General features: G+C 65.6%; 15 protein-coding genes. 8 read left to right on the forward strand and 7 right to left on the reverse strand.

The genetic code is table 11. The features are described 5' to 3' along the window. Nucleotides 1-5: 5 nt before the first annotated feature. The 3 genes from C2862_RS01765 (at nucleotide 6) to C2862_RS01775 (ending at nucleotide 1,364) form a co-directional block, all read left to right on the forward strand. Nucleotides 6-470 (forward strand): DUF2127 domain-containing protein, encoded by a 465-nt coding sequence (locus C2862_RS01765; RefSeq protein WP_136218377.1) that lies wholly within the window; start codon nucleotides 6-8, stop codon nucleotides 468-470. 57 nt (nucleotides 471-527) lie between these two features. Further along, a complete protein-coding gene (locus tag C2862_RS01770) occupies nucleotides 528-938 on the forward strand; it encodes a hypothetical protein (protein ID WP_229467245.1) in 411 nt (136 codons plus the stop codon). 156 nt (nucleotides 939-1,094) lie between these two features. Then, nucleotides 1,095-1,364, forward strand: coding sequence for a hypothetical protein (locus tag C2862_RS01775; RefSeq protein WP_136218378.1), 270 nt, complete (start codon nucleotides 1,095-1,097; stop codon nucleotides 1,362-1,364). Nucleotides 1,365-1,454: 90 nt separating this feature from the next. Here C2862_RS01775 and C2862_RS01780 read toward each other — a convergent pair whose 3' ends face one another. Next, nucleotides 1,455-2,147, reverse strand: a complete 693-nt coding sequence (locus C2862_RS01780) for a UPF0149 family protein (protein WP_136218379.1) — start codon at nucleotides 2,145-2,147, stop codon at nucleotides 1,455-1,457. 102 nt (nucleotides 2,148-2,249) lie between these two features. Here C2862_RS01780 and C2862_RS01785 point away from each other — a divergent pair, with 102 nt between their 5' ends. Together C2862_RS01785 and C2862_RS01790 are read left to right on the forward strand one after the other, a co-directional pair. Next, nucleotides 2,250-3,260, forward strand: a complete 1,011-nt coding sequence (locus tag C2862_RS01785; protein WP_136218380.1) for a serine/threonine protein kinase — start codon at nucleotides 2,250-2,252, stop codon at nucleotides 3,258-3,260. Nucleotides 3,261-3,357: 97 nt separating this feature from the next. Beyond that, on the forward strand, nucleotides 3,358-5,679 hold the full coding sequence (locus tag C2862_RS01790) for a hypothetical protein (protein ID WP_229467246.1): 2,322 nt from the start codon (nucleotides 3,358-3,360) through the stop codon (nucleotides 5,677-5,679). Nucleotides 5,680-5,729: 50 nt separating this feature from the next. Here the strand turns inward: C2862_RS01790 and C2862_RS01795 are convergent, their stop codons facing one another. Both C2862_RS01795 and C2862_RS01800 read right to left on the reverse strand, forming a co-directional pair. Continuing rightward, the gene (locus C2862_RS01795; RefSeq protein ID WP_229467247.1) at nucleotides 5,730-6,137 is read right to left on the reverse strand and encodes a hypothetical protein; all 408 of its coding nucleotides are present in this window, start codon (nucleotides 6,135-6,137) and stop codon (nucleotides 5,730-5,732) included. A 126-nt stretch (nucleotides 6,138-6,263) separates the two neighbouring features. Beyond that, on the reverse strand, nucleotides 6,264-7,322 hold the full coding sequence (locus C2862_RS01800) for a DUF475 domain-containing protein (RefSeq protein ID WP_136218383.1): 1,059 nt from the start codon (nucleotides 7,320-7,322) through the stop codon (nucleotides 6,264-6,266). A gap of 188 nt (nucleotides 7,323-7,510) precedes the next feature. On the opposite strand from C2862_RS01800, the gene C2862_RS01805 reads away from it, so the two are divergent. The 3 genes from C2862_RS01805 (at nucleotide 7,511) to C2862_RS01815 (ending at nucleotide 12,591) form a co-directional block, all read left to right on the forward strand. Continuing rightward, nucleotides 7,511-7,951, forward strand: a complete 441-nt coding sequence (locus tag C2862_RS01805) for a divergent PAP2 family protein (RefSeq protein WP_136218384.1) — start codon at nucleotides 7,511-7,513, stop codon at nucleotides 7,949-7,951. Nucleotides 7,952-8,162: 211 nt separating this feature from the next. After that, nucleotides 8,163-9,335, forward strand: a complete 1,173-nt coding sequence (locus C2862_RS01810) for an efflux RND transporter periplasmic adaptor subunit (protein WP_136218385.1) — start codon at nucleotides 8,163-8,165, stop codon at nucleotides 9,333-9,335. Between the two features lie 13 nt (nucleotides 9,336-9,348). Beyond that, the gene (locus C2862_RS01815; RefSeq protein ID WP_136218386.1) at nucleotides 9,349-12,591 is read left to right on the forward strand and encodes an efflux RND transporter permease subunit; all 3,243 of its coding nucleotides are present in this window, start codon (nucleotides 9,349-9,351) and stop codon (nucleotides 12,589-12,591) included. A gap of 60 nt (nucleotides 12,592-12,651) precedes the next feature. Here the strand turns inward: C2862_RS01815 and C2862_RS01820 are convergent, their stop codons facing one another. From C2862_RS01820 to C2862_RS01835, 4 genes are all read right to left on the reverse strand, one after another. After that, complete coding sequence (locus C2862_RS01820; protein ID WP_136218387.1) at nucleotides 12,652-13,134, reverse strand: hypothetical protein; 483 nt, start codon at nucleotides 13,132-13,134, stop codon at nucleotides 12,652-12,654. Between the two features lie 324 nt (nucleotides 13,135-13,458). Next, nucleotides 13,459-13,941: a hypothetical protein gene (locus tag C2862_RS01825; protein WP_229467248.1), complete on the reverse strand. Its 483-nt coding sequence runs from the start codon at nucleotides 13,939-13,941 to the stop codon at nucleotides 13,459-13,461. A 367-nt stretch (nucleotides 13,942-14,308) separates the two neighbouring features. Next, the gene (locus C2862_RS01830; protein ID WP_307723530.1) at nucleotides 14,309-15,271 is read right to left on the reverse strand and encodes an NAD(P)H-hydrate dehydratase; all 963 of its coding nucleotides are present in this window, start codon (nucleotides 15,269-15,271) and stop codon (nucleotides 14,309-14,311) included. Nucleotides 15,272-15,283: 12 nt separating this feature from the next. Next, nucleotides 15,284-16,048, reverse strand: coding sequence for a histidine phosphatase family protein (locus tag C2862_RS01835; RefSeq protein WP_136218388.1), 765 nt, complete (start codon nucleotides 16,046-16,048; stop codon nucleotides 15,284-15,286). Nucleotides 16,049-16,096: the final 48 nt, after the last annotated feature.

The raw sequence follows: 16,096 nt of genomic DNA on the forward strand, positions 1-16,096 counted from the left end.
CAGACATGCATCTTGCACAGGGAATCCGCACGGTAGCTGCACTCGAAGCGGCCAAGGGCCTGGTCGTCCTGCTCGCCGGTTTCGGCCTGTTCGCCCTGCTGCACCGGGACGTACAACAGTTTGCCGAGGCACTGGTCAGGCATGGCCACCTGAACCCCGCCTCCCATACGCCGCGCGTCTTCATCGAGTATGCCGGCAAGCTCGACGACGCGCGCCTGCAACAACTCGCCGCCGCGGCGCTCGCCTATTCGGCCGTGCGTCTGGTCGAAGCCTACGGCTTGTGGTTCGAACGGGTGTGGGGCGAAGGTTTTGCGGCCCTCAGCGGGGCGGTCTACGTCCCGTTCGAGGTGCGCGAGCTGATCCACCGGCCCAGCCTGCTCAGCCTGGGTCTGCTGCTCGTCAACCTGGGGATCGTGCTGTTCATGGTGTACAGCTTGCGGCAACGAATGGCGCGTCGGACACTCCGATAACCCGGGCCACGGGATAGCGGAGTTGCCGTTTGCACCAGCTAGAATGGAGGTTTTCCTGTGACCCGCTCTACCATGAACAACCATTCCCGGTTTACGATCAACCGCCATTTAATCATCTTGATGCCCAAGCAACCAGTGCTCGACTGGATCATGCGGGTCGATCCAGATCCGCCTGCTCTAACCCTCGAACAATTGCGTCAGGACCAAAATGCTTTTCTCGTCCCCAATGCCTTGAGTGACCACGAAGATGCCGAGAAGTGGGTGAAACGCAGATGGCAGATGTTCTTTGAAGAATACCTGAATGAGTGGTACACGGTCGAATCCTGGTGGCCACAGAAGCGGACTTACAAGATGTTTCAGGAGTGGTTCGAAGTCCAGCATCACTCGATGGTATGGGATTTGGCCATGAGCGAGCCCATCGGCTACGAGGATTGGGATTCGCTAGATGACGAAGAGCAGTCTGACTGAACGAGGCGTAACCCTCGAGTGTGGGGATCTGCTGTTCATGGTGTACAGCTTGCGCCAACGAATAGAGGTCCCGAAGGATCTATGTTAGCGCGCTAACGGTTACCCGCCGACGAAGCGCGTACTGTGAAGCTCGTTGACTTACAAAAGGAGAGCTTCATGCGTACCAAACTTTCGCTCGCGGTCGTCAGTACCGCATTGTTGCTGGCTGCCGGATCGGCCGAGGCCGGCTGCGGCAAGGGCGCCGTGGCCGGCGGTGTCATCGGCCACGTCGCAGGCAAGCATGGCGTGGCTGGCGCCGCGATCGGGTGCGCGGTCGGTCACCATGCTGAAAAGAAAAAGGAAAAACAGAAGCAGCAAGCTGCCGCGGCGGCAGCCGCGCAGAATCGCGCCGCCCCCGCGGGCGAGGACGCCAAGCCAAGGAAATGATGTGATTTGGTGAACGGTCGCCCGGGTTCTGAAACCGAAAGCAAAAAGCCCGGCATATCGCCGGGCTCCATTACTGTAGGCAATGCCCGATCAGGCCGATTCCGCCCCACAGCACTTCTTGTACTTCTTCCCACTCCCGCAAGGGCAGTCGTCATTGCGCCCGACCTTTGGCGTCTCGTGCCGCACGGTCTCCACCGCCGCCTTGCGCAGTGGCAGCCAGTACTTGTAGATCGCCGGCAGGTTCGCTTCGATTTCCAGCGCCAGCTGGTGCGCCTTGACCGGGTCTTCGACCAGGGGCAGTTCTTCTTCCTCGATCTCGTCGGCGCCCAGCAGGTACAGGGGACGCATCAGTTCGGCGACCTCGGATTCCCAGATCGGGTCCCAGGAGCCGGGACGCAGTTCCATGCCTTCCCAGAAGCCCCAGCACCAGGCTTCGGCGTCGATCAGGGTCTGGCCCTTGTGCTCGTGCTCGCAGTAGAGCGGCTCGAATTCCTTGGGCGCGACTTCGAAGGTGATCAGGACTTCGTTCATGAAGCGCATGATCAGGTTGATGATGCGTTCTTCTTCCTTGCCGTTCTTCCATTTCGGCACGGCGGCGTCGCCTTCGCCCCACACGCGCGGCAGCCATTCGGCCGGCATGATGGTTTCCGGACCGATCGCAATCGCGGTCAGGTAGCCGTGCAGGGTGTCCATCGTCATCGCGTCTTCCGGGCTGCGCTCGGAGAGGAGGAACTGGTCGAGTTCGTCGAATTCTTTTTCGGTGAGGGGCTGTTCGAGTTGCATGGAGTGCTCTTAATGTGTGCTTTAAATGCGTGAAGTCCGTCAGTTTAACGCCTCAGGGCCGCCAGGCGTACGAAATAACACGCCGCGACTTACAATAGCGATATGCATAACGAGTCTATTTCTTCCGACGAAAGCGCGGCGCACCCATTCTCCCGGCTCGATCCGGGCTGTGTGCTCGACGCCGTCGACAGCGTCGGCCTGCACGGCGACGGCCGCCTGCTGGCCCTGAACAGCTACGAAAACCGGGTCTACCAGGTCGGGCGCGACGAGGGCGAGCCGGTCGTGGTCAAGTTCTATCGGCCCGAGCGCTGGAGCGATGCCGCCATCCTGGAAGAGCACGCTTTTGTGGCCGAGCTGGTCGAGCACGAGATCCCGGTGGTGCCGGCGATGACGATCGACGGACGCACGCTGCACAATTTCGACGGCTTCCGTTTCGCCGTCTTCCCGCGCCGCGGGGGCAGGGCGCCGGAACTGGGCGACCCCGATACCCTGGAATGGATGGGGCGCTTCATCGGCCGCATCCACGCCGTCGGCGCGGTGAAACCCTACGCTTTGCGTCCCGAGCTTAATCCCCAGACCTTCGGACGCGAGCCGTTCGATTATCTCGTCAGGCACGACTTCATTCCGTCCGAGCTGCGCGCGACCTATGCCAGCGTGGTCGAGCAGGCCCTGGATGGCGTCGCGCGCTGCTATGAGCGCGCCGGCAGGCAGCCGACGCTGCGCCTGCACGGCGACTGCCACGGCGGCAACGTGCTGTGGACGCCCGACGGGCCGCACTTCGTCGACTTTGACGACAGCCGCATGGGGCCCGCGATCCAGGATCTGTGGATGCTGCTGTCGGGCGAGCGGCACGAGATGGTGCGCCAGATGAGCGACGTCCTGGCCGGCTACGAGGACTTCTGCGAGTTCGACCCGCGCCAGCTCTACCTGGTCGAAGCCCTGCGCACCCTGCGCCTGATCCACTATGCCGGCTGGCTGGCGATGCGCTGGGACGATCCGGCCTTTCCTGCGGCTTTCCCCTGGTTTAACACGCAGCGCTATTGGCAGGACCGCATCCTCGAGCTGCGCGAGCAGGTCGCCCTCATGGACGAGCCGCCGCTGTGGCCGGTATAAGCAGGAAAATACGCGGGATTTACCGCGCAGTTCGGCGTGCCGTGATTGCCGGGTTTCACCGATAATGGACGGGCGCGCCCTATAACAGAGAATGAGCATGGAACCAGCACCTCACGACGATACCGACTTCACCATCGACATGCCGCCCGCCCTGGCCCAGCATGTGCCGCCGGCCGCCCCGCCGGCGGACCGGGAAGGTTCGGAAAAGATGGCGATCAAGGAAGCCATCGCCCGTGTGGAGGCGGAAGCGAAAGCCAACGTCGCCGCCGAGACGCGCGCCCACGCCGAGGCACGTGCCCGCTCGCTGGCCGAGGAGCGCGCCGCCCTCGATGCCGCCGCCGCGGCCGCCGCGCTGGCGAATGCCCAGGCCTCGGAAGAGGTCATTGAACTCAACCGCGACCGCCTGGAAACCCTGCGCGCCGCCGCCTTGGCCACCAACGAGCGCCTGGAAGCGATGCGCCTGGAAACGGCCGAGCTGCGCGCGCGGGTCCAGGCCGACACCGAAGGGCGCCTGGCCGTCGAAGCACGCGCCCGTGCGGCCGAGGAAGCCCGGCGCCGCGCCGCCGAGCAGATCGAGCTCGAAGCCGCGATGGCGCTCGAGGCCGCGCAGGCCGCCGAAGCCTTGCTGATACAGACCGAGGAAGCGCGGCGCCAGGCCGCCGAGCGCGTCGCCGCCGTCCAGGCCGCGCGCGAAGAGGTGCTGCACAGCGCCAGCGCCGATGCGCGCGTCGCCGTGCTGGCGCGCGAGCGCGAACGGGCCGAAAAGGCCGCGCGCCAGACCGCCGAAAAGCTGGCACAGGTCGAGGCCGAGGCGCTGGAACTGGCCGTGCAGCGCGAGCGCGCCGACCAGATCGCCCTGAGCTCGGCCTTTGCCCGCGCCACCGCCGAAGCCCGCGCGCTGGAAGAGGCGCGCGCCCTGGCCCACGTCGAGCACGAGCGCGAATCGATCGCCCAGTCGCAGGCCGATTCGACCCGCATCGCCGCCGACACCCTGCGCGCGCGCCTGCAGCTGGAGAAGGAATTGAGCGACGCCGCGCTCCACCGCGAGCGCCTGGAACAGACCGCCGCCGCCACCGCGGAAGCGCGGCGCGATGCCGAAGCGCGCATCGCGGCCGCAACCGAAGCGCGCATCGAGGCCGACCGCAAGCTGCGCGAAGTGGCCCTGGCGCGCGCCGAAGCCGAACACGAAGCGGGCCTGCAAGTCGAAGCCCGCCTGCAGGCCGAGACCCTGGCCGCCCAGCATGCGCGCGAGCGCGCCGAGGCCGACCGCGAGGCGGCCCAGGCGGCCGAGGTGGACGCGCGCGAGCAGGAACGCGAGCGCACGCTCGCCAACGAGCGCGCCGTGCTGGCGCAGGCCGCGGCCGACGCGAGAGCACGCGCCAACGCGGCCCAGGAAGCCGAGCTGGCGCTGGCCAGAGAAGCGCTCGAACGCGAACAGGCGGCAGCGGACCTGGCCGAACGCCGCGCCCAGGAGGCGGAGAACTTGGCCGCGGCCGAACGCGCGCGCTTCGATGCGGAGAATGCGGCGCTGGCGCGCCAGCAGGAAAAGCTGGACGCCGAGCGTGCCCTGACCGCGGCCGCCACGGCGCGCGCCGAGGCCGAAGCGCTTGATGCGGCAGCGCTGCGCGAGCGGCTCGACGCCGAACAGCGCGCCGCGCAAGCCGCGCAGGCGGCCCTGGAAGCGCAGCGCCTCGAGACCGCGCAGGCCCTCGAGGCGGCGGCCGCGCAGCAAGCCGCGGCAGCCGCTGCGCAGGCCGCGCTGGATGCAGCCGCCGAACTGGAACGGATGCAGGCCGAACGGCTAGCCAGCGAACAGGCGCGCCTGGCCGCGACCGAAGCGGCCCTCGAGGCCGAACGCGAAGCAGCCGCCGCTGCGGCGGAAGCCCTGGCCCATGCCGAACGCAAGCTGGCGGCCCAGCGCGAACAGCTCGATTTCGATACCCGTGCGAATGCCGCCGCGGCCGAACGCCTGGCGTCGGACGAGGAAGCGGCGCTGGCCGCGCGCGTGCGCTGCGAAGCCGAGGAAGAAGCGGCGCGTCTTGCGCGCGAGCGCGAGCTGGCCGAATCGGCGGCCGCGCAGGCGGCCCTGGAGAAACGCGACGCCCAACGCGCGCTGCTGGAACACGCGCAAGCCCACGCCGAGATGCAGAAGCGCACCGCCGCGACCACGCAGCAGATGGCCGACGCCCGGCGCGAATTGCTGGACCTGGAAACGAAGCGTCTGGAAGAGCAGGCGGCCGAGCTGTCGGCGACCGAGGACGCCATTGTCGAGCGCAAGTCGGAAGCGCGTCAGCGCACGGCATCGGAAAACATTACCCGCGAGGTGCTGGGCCGGTTGAAGAAGCAGCCGTCGGCGCAGCAGGCTGCGGCACGCCTGGCCGAGGTGATCATGGCCCAGCGCAAGAACACCAGCGAATAATCATCGATATGTAAAACGTATCACCGGTCAGCGGTGATACGTAATCAATATCACTGCGCGCCCTTCGGCGCATCGCTCGGCGATACGGGCGACACCGGCCCGGTATTCACCGCATTCACGAAATACTCGGTCTCACCGAAGCAGCTGGTCGGCACGCCGCGGTGCTGTTCGTAGCTGATTTCTACTCGCTGACCCATGGTCGACTGCAGCTTCTGCACCAGCTTGTCGTCGCGCACGGTGAAGGCGAAGCGTTCCGGAATTGCCCCCGGCATGCTCGAGAGCAGGATTTCGCCTTCCCAGGTCTTGCACAGCCAGCCCTTTTTCGAAAACTTCTGCAGGTAACCGGCCCGCGTGCCTTCCGAATACGACCAGGTCAGCGTGAACCAGGTGTAGAGCCCGCCGATGACGACGAGGGCGACGACGAGGGACAGCAGGATGGCGACGGCGCGTTGCGGCATTGCTTTCGGCATGGTGTCAGGAATAGTGAGTGGAAGAGGGCGCTCGGGGCGCGGTGGCGCCATTCTGCCACGCGCGCCCCGATTGTCAAAATGGCAGCGTCGCCATTTAAGGGAGTCCTAAGACGCTTAAACGATCTCGGCCTTGTCGTGGGTTTCTTCCAGCGCCAGGCGCCTGCGGTGCCGCACCGAGGACCACAGCGAGACCAGGATGAAGGCCAGCCCCGACAGGCCCGTGAACCATTCCGGAATGTGGTAGTGCACGCTGGCGAACATGATCAGCGCCAGGATGCCGATCGCGTAGTGGGCGCCGTGCTCGAGATACACGAATTCCTGCAGCGTGCCCTTGTAGACCAGGAACACGGTCAGCGAACGCACGAACATCGCGCCGATCGCCAGGCCCAGCATGATGATGACGACGTCGTTGGTGATGGCAAAGGCGCCGATCACGCCGTCGAAGGAGAAGGAGGCGTCCAGCACTTCCAGGTAGAGGAAGCCGCCGATGCTGCCCTGCGAGATCATCTTGCCGATGGTGGGGTCTTCTTCCTCTTCTTCCAGCAGGCCGCTGATCCAGTCCACGCCCACATACACGAGCACCCCGACCACGCCGGAAATCAGCACCGGCAGCTTGCGCGGCTCGGGCATCAGGCTCATGGCGAAGAACACGGCCAGCAGGGTGAGCAGGATGGCCAGGCCTTCGGAGCCGTACTTACCGACCTTTTCCTCGATCCAGCCGAGCCAGTGCAATTCCTTTTCCTCGTCAAACAGGAAGTTCAGGAAAACCAGCATCAGGAAGGCGCCGCCGAAGGCCGAGACTTCCGCATGGTGTTCGGTCAGGTGGCGCGAGTATTCCTGCGGGGTCTGGATCGCCATATGCCAGACGTCGATCAGGCCCAGGCCGGTGGCGACCGAGACGATCACCAGCGGGAACAGCAGGCGCATGCCGAACACGGCCACCAGGATACCGACCGTCAGAAACAATTTGCGCCAGAACTCGTTCCAATGGCGCAGGACCGACGCGTTGACGACCGCATTATCGAAGGACAGCGACACTTCCAGCACGCCCAGCACCGCCGTGATCCACAGCGCGCTGAGCAGGCCCGGCATCCCCCCATGTTCGAAACCCCACCAGCCCGCCAGCGCCATCAGCACGATGGTCACGGCAAAGGAAAGCCTGAAGTGTTGCATGTCGATTCCTCGTTTTCCGTTTTGTTGTTTGGTATTGGCAAAATGCCACAGTTTTCTCTATCTTAACCGCAGCAGGGGCCTCATGGCGCAGTGCAGGCCGCTATCAGGTCGCTATCGGGCATTGCTTCTGCGATAATTCCGCCCGGCATATGCATTCAACCCGGGGCACTTCCCCGCACAAGGATTCCATGGACTACGCTTACCTCGTCACCCCCTTCCTTACCTGGCTGATCGTCGGCCCGATCAAGTTCCTGATCAACAGCGCGCGCCAGCGGCGCTGGGCCTTCAACCTGGTCGGCAATGGCGGCTTTCCCAGCAACCACAGCTCGGTCGTCACCAGCATGGCGACCCTGATCGCGCTGCGCGAGGGCATCGGCCACCCGGCCTTCGGCGTGGCGGTCACGCTCGCCTTCATCGTGATGATCGACGCCAACAGCCTGCGCCAGCACGTCGGTCGCCAGGCCGCCGCCATCAACCAGCATGCCGCTGGCCTTAACCGCCTGTCGCTGGGCGCCGCCAACCACAAGGTCCTGCGCGAGCGCATGGGGCATACCCTGGTGGAAATCTGCGGCGGCATCGCCACCGGCATCGGCATGGGTTTCCTGGTATTCAATTTGTTTGGCGGTTGATCGTCGTTCACCCCGGGGCCGTGCCCCGGGCTCCGTGCATTTCGTCCGATATGCATGCAGCTCATCGCAGCATTTCGCAGTTCATCCATCCAAAATAACAACGCGCGGGATCGTCAATTGACGGGTGGGGCCGCCTCCTAGATACTGCGCGCTGACAGTTTCTATCCAATTTTTATAAATACACGTCAGAGTCCAATCTGGGAGATCCTCAATGCTGCGCAACACACTACTTATCCTTGCTATCGCGTCCACTTTGGCCGCCTGCAACAAGGAGGCCAAGGACCAAGGAAAGCCCGACGGCAAAGCCGTGGCAGGGGCCAGCCAGAAGGACACCCGCCCGGACCAACTGCTGGTCGCGCCGCAGGACCTGCTGACGGTCTCGAGTGACGCCCTGGCCTCCGGTCCCGTGATCACCGGCTCGATCCAGCCGGAACGCCGCGCCGACCTGCGCGCCGAAGTCTCGGCCGTGGTGCTGCAGGTGCTCAAGGAAAACGGCGAGCCGGTCAAGAAAGGCGACCTGCTGGTGAAACTCGACGAGACGGCGATCCGTGATTCCCTGGTCTCGGCCGACGCCGGCGTGACCGCAGCAAGCCAGGCGCTCGACCAGGCCAACCGCCAGCTCGAGCGCCTGAAAACCCTGCGCGCCTCGGGCATGACCTCGGCCGCGGCCCAGGATGAAGCCGAAGTACGCCGCAACAGCGCCCTGAGCGAACTGTCGGCGGCGCGCAGCCGCGCGGCGCTGGCACGCCAGCAGATTGCCCGCACCTCGGTGCGCGCGCCCTTTGACGGCATCGTCAGCGACCGCAAGGTGTCGGCCGGCGACACCGCCACCATCGGCAAGGAGCTGGTGAAGGTCATCGATCCGACCAGCATGCGTTTCGAAGGCCGCGTCTCGACCGACAAGATCAGCACGATCAAGGTCGGCCAGCAAGTGAAATACCATATCAACGGCTACGGCACCCAGCAGTTCACCGGCGTCGTGCGCCGCATCGACGCCTCGGCCAACGACATCACGCGCCAGGTCGAAGTCCTGGTCGGCCTGACCGGCGAACAGCCGCGCGTGGCCGGCCTGTACGCGGAAGGCCGGATCGACGCCGAAACGTCGAACGTGCTGATGCTGCCGGAAAGCGCGCTGGTCAAGGCCGGCGACAAGACCTACACCTGGCGCGTGAAAGGCAATCTGCTGTCGAAAGTCGACCTGCAGACCGGCGCGCGCGACCAGCGCACCGGTAATATCGAGATCAAGGCAGGCCTGGCCGCCGGCGACACCGTGCTGCGCAACCCGAGCTCGAACCTGAAGGATGGCCAGAAGGTGCAGTTCGCGGGCGCCGCCCCCAGCAAGACCCTGGCCAGCGCGACCGTCCCGGCCGCCAAGGGTAACTAAGGGAAACTGAGCCATGTTCCTTTCTAATTTCTCAGTCAAGAAGCCGATCGCCACGATCGTGCTGATCGTCGGCATGATGTGCATGGGCCTGCTGGCCCTGTCCAAGCTGCGCGTCAACCAGAACCCGGACGTCGAGATCCCTGTCATCGTCGTCAACATCCCGTATCCGGGCGCTTCGCCGGAAACCAGCGAGCGCGAGATCGTCAACCGCCTGGAAAAGCAGATGCTCAGCGTGCCGGGCGTGACCGAGGTCGAGTCGTATGCGAACGAGGGCAGCGCCACGATGGTGCTGCAGTTCGACTTCAAGCGTAACCTGATCGAAGCCTCGGACGACGTGCGCAACGCCATCTCGGCGGTGCGTTATAAATTGCCGACGGAAATGCGCGAGCCGATCCTGCGCCGCGTCGATCCGGCCTCGCAGCCGATCATGCAGCTGGCCTTGTCTTCGAGCGCGCAGTCGCACGCCGAACTGTCGCGCCTGGCCGAAGACGTGCTGGCCGACCGTTTCCGTGCGATCGAAGGCGTGTCGACCGTCAACGTCAACGGTTCGCTGCGGCGCGAGCTCTCGGTCCTGCTGCGAGCCGATAAACTGCGCGAATACAACGTCTCGGTCAGCGAAGTGGCGAACGCCCTGCGCAACCAGAACACCAACGCGCCGGTGGGCAAGGTACGTGGCGAAATGGACGAGAAGGGCATCCGCCTGATCGGCCGCATCGAGCGTCCGGAAGACTTCTCGCAGGTCGTCGTCAAGCGCATGGGCGAGACCATCGTGCGCCTGAACCAGGTCGCCGAGATCCGCGACGGCTTCGCCGACGTCGACAGCGCCTCGATCCACAGCGGCTCGCCGAACGTCGGCATCTCCATCGTCCGGACCCGCGATGCCTCGACCGTGTCGATCGCCAAGGAAGTGCGCAAGCTCGTCGAGGAAATCAACAAGGAACTGCCGAAGGGCAGCTCGCTGAACATTACCCGCGATGGCGGCAACGAGGCGCAATCGAGCCTGAACAACGTGATCGAGTCGCTGGTCTTCGGCGCCGTGCTGACCGTGTTCGTGGTTTACGCCTTCCTGAACTCCTGGCGCTCGACCCTGATCACGGCGCTGTCGCTGCCGACCTCGGTGCTGGCCGCCTTCATCGCGGTCTGGCTGTGCGGCTTCACGCTGAACTTCATGACCCTGCTCGGGCTGTCGCTGGCGATCGGCGTGCTGATCGACGACGCCATCGTGGTGCGGGAAAACATCGTGCGCCACATGGAAAACGGCGCCGACCGCCGTACCGCGGCCCTGGTCGGCACTTCCGAGATCGGCATGGCGGTCGCGTCCACGACCTTCTCGATCATGGCCGTGTTCATTCCGGTGGCCTTCATGCCGGGCATCGCCGGCGAGTGGTTCCGTCCGTTCGCACTGACCGTGACCTGCTCGGTGCTGGTCTCGCTGTTCATCTCCTTCACGCTCGACCCGATGCTGTCGGCCTACTGGGGCGACCCGCCGGGCCATCATCATGCGCCGAAGAAGGGCATCTCGAAGGTGCTCGGCCGCTTCAACGACTGGTTCGACCGCCAGGCTGCGCGCTACGGCAACGTCATCGCCTGGGCGCTGCACCACCGCCGCTGGATGGGTGTGATCGCACTGGCCACCTTTATCGGCGCGATCTTCCTGCAGGGTAGTTTCGGCGGCACCAGCTTCCTGCCCAAGGGCGACGGCAACAAGATCATGATCGAGGTGCGCACCCCCGCTTCCTCGAGCCTGGAATATGCGCGCCTCAAGATGGAGCAGGCGGCCGCGCTGGCGCGCACCATTCCGGAAACCCGCGCCACCGACAGCGTCATCAAGCCGAGCGGCGGCTCGATCTATATCGAGATCGGCAAGCGCAACACGCGCAACCGCACCGCGGCCGCCATCGGCGCCGAACTGCGCACCAAGGTAGCCCAGCTGGTGGGCGCCGAGTACACGGTGCTCGACGACCTGAACGGCGGCGGCAAGCCGGTCCAGATCGAGTTCACCGGCGCCGATTCACGCAAGCTCATGGAGCTGACCACGGCCTACATGGACAAGCTGCGCCAGGTGCCGGGCGCGGTCGACGTCACGCTGTCGCAGCAGGATCCGAAGAACGAGCTGCAGATCGAACTCGACCGGGGACTTGCGAACTCGATGGGCGTGTCGGTGGGCGATGCCGCCACCGCCTTGCGCGTGGCCTTCGCCGGTATCGAAGTCGGCGACTGGGTCGACCCGACCGGCGAGACGCGCGACGTCGCGGTGCGCCTGCATCCGCAAGACCGCGTCAACATCGAAAACATCGAGCGCCTGCCGATCGCGATTGCCGGCACCAACATGATGGTGCCGCTGGAACAGATCGCCCGCATCAGCATGGGTAAAGGTCCGTCGGAAATCGTGCACAAGGACGGCAAGCGCGTGATCACCGTCTCGGCCAACGCGCAGGGCCGCTCCAGCGGCGAAGTCACGGCCGACGCCATGAAGCTGGCCAAGACCTTCGACTTCCCGCCGGGCTATGGCCTGGCCCTGGGCGGCGCCGGCAAGGATCAGCAGGAACTGTTCCGCGAAATGACGATCGCGCTGCTCGGCGGTATCGGCCTGATGTACCTGATCCTGGTGATGCAGTTCGGCTCCTTCACGGCCCCGCTGGGCGTGATGCTGTCGCTGCCGCTGTCCCTGATCGGCGTGGTGCTGGCGCTCCTGATCACCGGGGGCACCCTGAACCTGATGAGCTTTATCGGCATCATCATGCTGATGGGCCTGGTGGCCAAGAACGCGATCCTGCTGCTGGACGCGGCGCGCGCCCTGGAAGCGGAAGGCTACGACCGCGAGGATGCGCTGATGAAGGCGGGCCGCATGCGTCTGCGCCCGATCCTGATGACAACCTTCGCGCTGATCGCCGGCATGCTGCCGGTGGCCCTGGCGCTCGGTCCGGACGGCAAGTTCTACCAGCCGCTGGCGGTGGCCATCATCGGCGGGACGATCACCTCGACCTTCCTGACCCTGCTGGTCGTGCCGACCTTCTACGACAGCATCGAGATCGCCCGCGACCGCATGGCGGCCAAGTTCCATCGCCGCGTGGAGCGCTTCACCGCACTGCCGGCCTTCGTGATGACCTTCATCGAAGCGATCCTGACGCTGACCTTCGTGCGCCTGGTGTTCCGCCTCGTCGTGCGGGGCTTCCGTCTTGCCACCGGCCGCGGCCGCAAGCCGGCGGTGCCGCTGGCCAAGGCGCCGGTTGCCAAGGTGACCGAAGGCGTATAAAAGCGTCGCTGCAACGTGAAAAAGCCCGCGCGAGCGGGCTTTTTTTCGTCTTGGCGCTGCTTAGTGGATGCTGCCCGCGCCGCCGGAACCGGGCTTGGTGGAAGCGGGGCCGGTGCCGGTCGTGTTGCCGGTATGGCCGACGTGATCGGTGCCCGCTGCCGGGGCGCTCTGCATCGGAGCGCCGCCCGGATTGGCGCCGCCGGTCGTGTTGCCGCTGGCATCGACCGGCTTGACGCCGTCGACCCCGCTCGCGCCGCCCACTGCACCTAGGCTGTTCTCCTGCGTGCCTTCCTCCTTGCCGACGGTGCGCGGCGTATTGTTGGTGTTGTACTCGGTCGAGGACAAACCCGCATTGCCCGAGTTCCCGGTGGCGCCGCTCACCCCGGCAGCCGAACCGCCGCCGCTTCCTTCGACCCGCTCGGTCACGTGGGCGGCATCGCCGGCGCCCCCGATGCCGGAATCCTTCTTGCTGCAGGCGCCGAGCGTGGCGGCCAGGAAAGCCGCGGTCAGTACGACGGTCGGTATGGTCTTCATCTTGCGCATGGTGGAGCTCCTCATTCGATGGCTTGCCGCTGCCGCGCACAGTTGGCGGCACGGGGATGAAGTGCATTGTGTCACGGTCCTGCGGCATGCACTGTGCGCTGTTTGACAGAGCGGAAACAGCCGGGCGTGATGCTACAGGCGGAAGGCGCAGCCGAAAGCGGGCGCTCGACAGCACGACCAAAACGAGGGACAGGGAGGAGAGACGAAAGCCTGCGTACAGCGGGGCTGCCGCAGGACTGCATTGAAACGCCGGCGCAGATTGCCGGCCAGGTGCAAACGCGGAGCCCGCGTTGTGGGGCTCCGGTTTTTGGACAGACCTGCCGGTTAGCGGCCGGTGCCCGTGGTGCCAGTGCCGGTGGTGCTGCCGGTACCCGACGAGTCGGTGTTGCCGGTGGTGCCGCCCGAGGTGGTGGTGCCGGTGGTGCCCGAGGTGCCGCTGGTGCCGGTGGTACCGGTAGCGCCCGTGCCGGTGGTGCCGGAAGCGCCGGTGCCGGTGGTGTCGCCGGTGGTGCCGGTTGCGCCCGTGCCGGTGCCCGTTGCGCCGGTGCCGGTAGCCCCAGTGCCCGAGGTGTCGCCGGTGGTGCCCATTGCGCCGGTGCCGGTTGCGCCCGTGCCGGTTGCGCCGGTGCCGGTGTCACCCGTGGTGCCGGTGGTGCCGCTCGTGCCCGACGTCGAGCTCGGCGAAGTTGCCGAGGTGTCGCCCGTTGCGCCGGTGCCGGCGGTATCGTTCTTCTTGCATGCGCCGAGCATCGAAGCCAGCAGGGCAGCGGTCAGCAGGATTTTTGGTGCTTTGGTGATTGCGTTCATTGTTTACACTCCTCGTTCACGTCTATCTTGTGCCGATGTCTCCAGGTGAGGCGGTGGAGAACAGCGGCGCCAGTTCGGTTCTGCCATGAACCTCTTGTCGGACGCATCGGTGATTTGATGCGGCCTGTGCTCATTGGCATAACCACCAGGGAACCGACGCAACACGCGGCCCCGTTCAGTGCACGAATTCGACTGAAAAAATTAGACTGCCGTGCCTACCGACAGTTCGTCGAATTGTCACCTTCTTGCTTTGTTCCGCGATCGAACTAGCGGACTTTGATACCGGTCAAACAGTTCTCCGTTCAACCGTTTCCCCCAGCGACAGCTGGATGGTTGGTGCAGATGCCTTTATTTCAAGGCCTCTATTTCATGACATTTTTGTATCGTCCGGCGTGTCGCCGGCGATCGATTCGAGCAAGGCCGGGATCTCGTCCGGGATCTCGCGCGCCAGGTAGCCGAGTGTGCCCATGCGTTCGGCCAGGCGTTCGCCGGCGCGTGCATGCAGGGCCACGCCCCAGCAGGCGGCCTGTTCCAGGCTCGCACCGCGGGCCGCAAGGCCGGTGATGATGCCGGCCAGCGTGTCGCCCGAGCCGGAGATGGCCAGGCCGACATTGCCGCCTTCGTGCTGCCACATGTTGCCCTCTGGCGAAGCGATCACGGTGCGCGCGCCTTTCAGTGCCACCACCGCGTTCCATTGCGCGCTCGATGCCAGCGCCCGGGCGTCGGGCCCGGAGACGATCTCGTCCTTCTCGATGCCGGTCAGGTGCGCCATCTCGCCGCAATGGGGCGTGACGATGACAGGCTGCTGGAAACGGAAGGCTTCACCCGGCGCCCAGCCCGGCGGCGCATGCAGCAGCGTGCCCATGGCGCAGGCGTCGAGCACGACGGCGGTGTCACTGCCCTGCATGCGTTCGAGCAGGCCGTGCACCAGTTCGGCCGCCGCCGCTTCGTCCTGCATGCCCGGTCCGATCAGCATGGCGTTCACGCGGTCGGCCAGCGGGTCGAGCCGGGCAATCGCTTCCGGCAGGAAGCCCCCGGCCTCGGTTTCGGCCAGGCCGATGACGCGCGCCTCGGGCATGGCCAGCGCCACCAGCTGGGCGACACTGGCGCCGGTGGCGACCGTCAGCTTGCCGGCACCGGCGCGCAAGGCGGCGGTGGCAGCGAGGATGACGGCGCCCGGCATTTCGCGCGAGCCGCCCAGGATCAGCACGTGCCCGCGTACTTCCTTGTCGCCTTCGACGGCGGGCATCGGGAGCGGCCACTCGCGCAGGAGCTGCGTAGTGACGTCGTGCACGGCGGCAGGGGCGTGGATCGCATTCATCATGTTCATCGACACGCTGCCTCAGGCTTTCGGTGCGGACGGCACGTCCTTGCCGACGGTAACCGGCGTACCGGTGTTCTCGAGCGGAGCGACGAAATTCACGAGGCGCACCACCAGGCGGCCATGCTTGCCCTGGATGGGGTCGAAGGAATACGAGGTGACCGAGCAGTTCGGCACGTCGCCGGCGCGGTCGAAAGCCAGGATGCTGGCTTCGTCGAGGCGCTCGATCAGGTAGCGGAAGCAGTTGACGATCACCTGGTGGGCGACGATCACGACGCGCTCGTGGCACCAGTCGCGGCTGAGGGTGTCGAGCACGCTGCGCAGGCGCAGGATGACGTCGCACCAGCTCTCGCCGCCCGGCGGACGGAAGTAGAACTTGCCGACGTGCTGGCGCTGCGCATACAGCTCGGGATACTTGTGGGCGATGCCGTGCGTGGTGAGGCGGTCGAGGATGCCGAATTCCTTCTCGCGCAGGCGCTCGTCGGCATTGATAGCCAGCAGCGTGTCGCGCTCGAGGCGGCGAATCAGGATCTTGGCGGTCTCGGCCGCACGCACATAGGGCGAGTGCAGGACGACGTTGGGGCGCTCGTGCTGGGGCAGGCTGGCGAACCAGGAGGCGAGGGCTTCGGACTGGCGGATGCCCAGCTCGGAGAGCGGCACGTCGACGTCGCGCTCGGCGATGTCGATTTCGTGCCCGGCAGCAGCTTCGGCAACGTCACGTGCGACGTTGCCTGCGCTTTGCCCGTGCCGGATCAGCCAGAGTTCCTGTGGCCACTTTTGTTCCATTACCTGCCCGTCGTTGATGTTGACATGACATCATCATAGACAGATTCG

It is taken from the genome of Massilia sp. Mn16-1_5 (genome assembly GCF_004798585.1).
Lineage (GTDB): Bacteria > Pseudomonadota > Gammaproteobacteria > Burkholderiales > Burkholderiaceae_D > Telluria.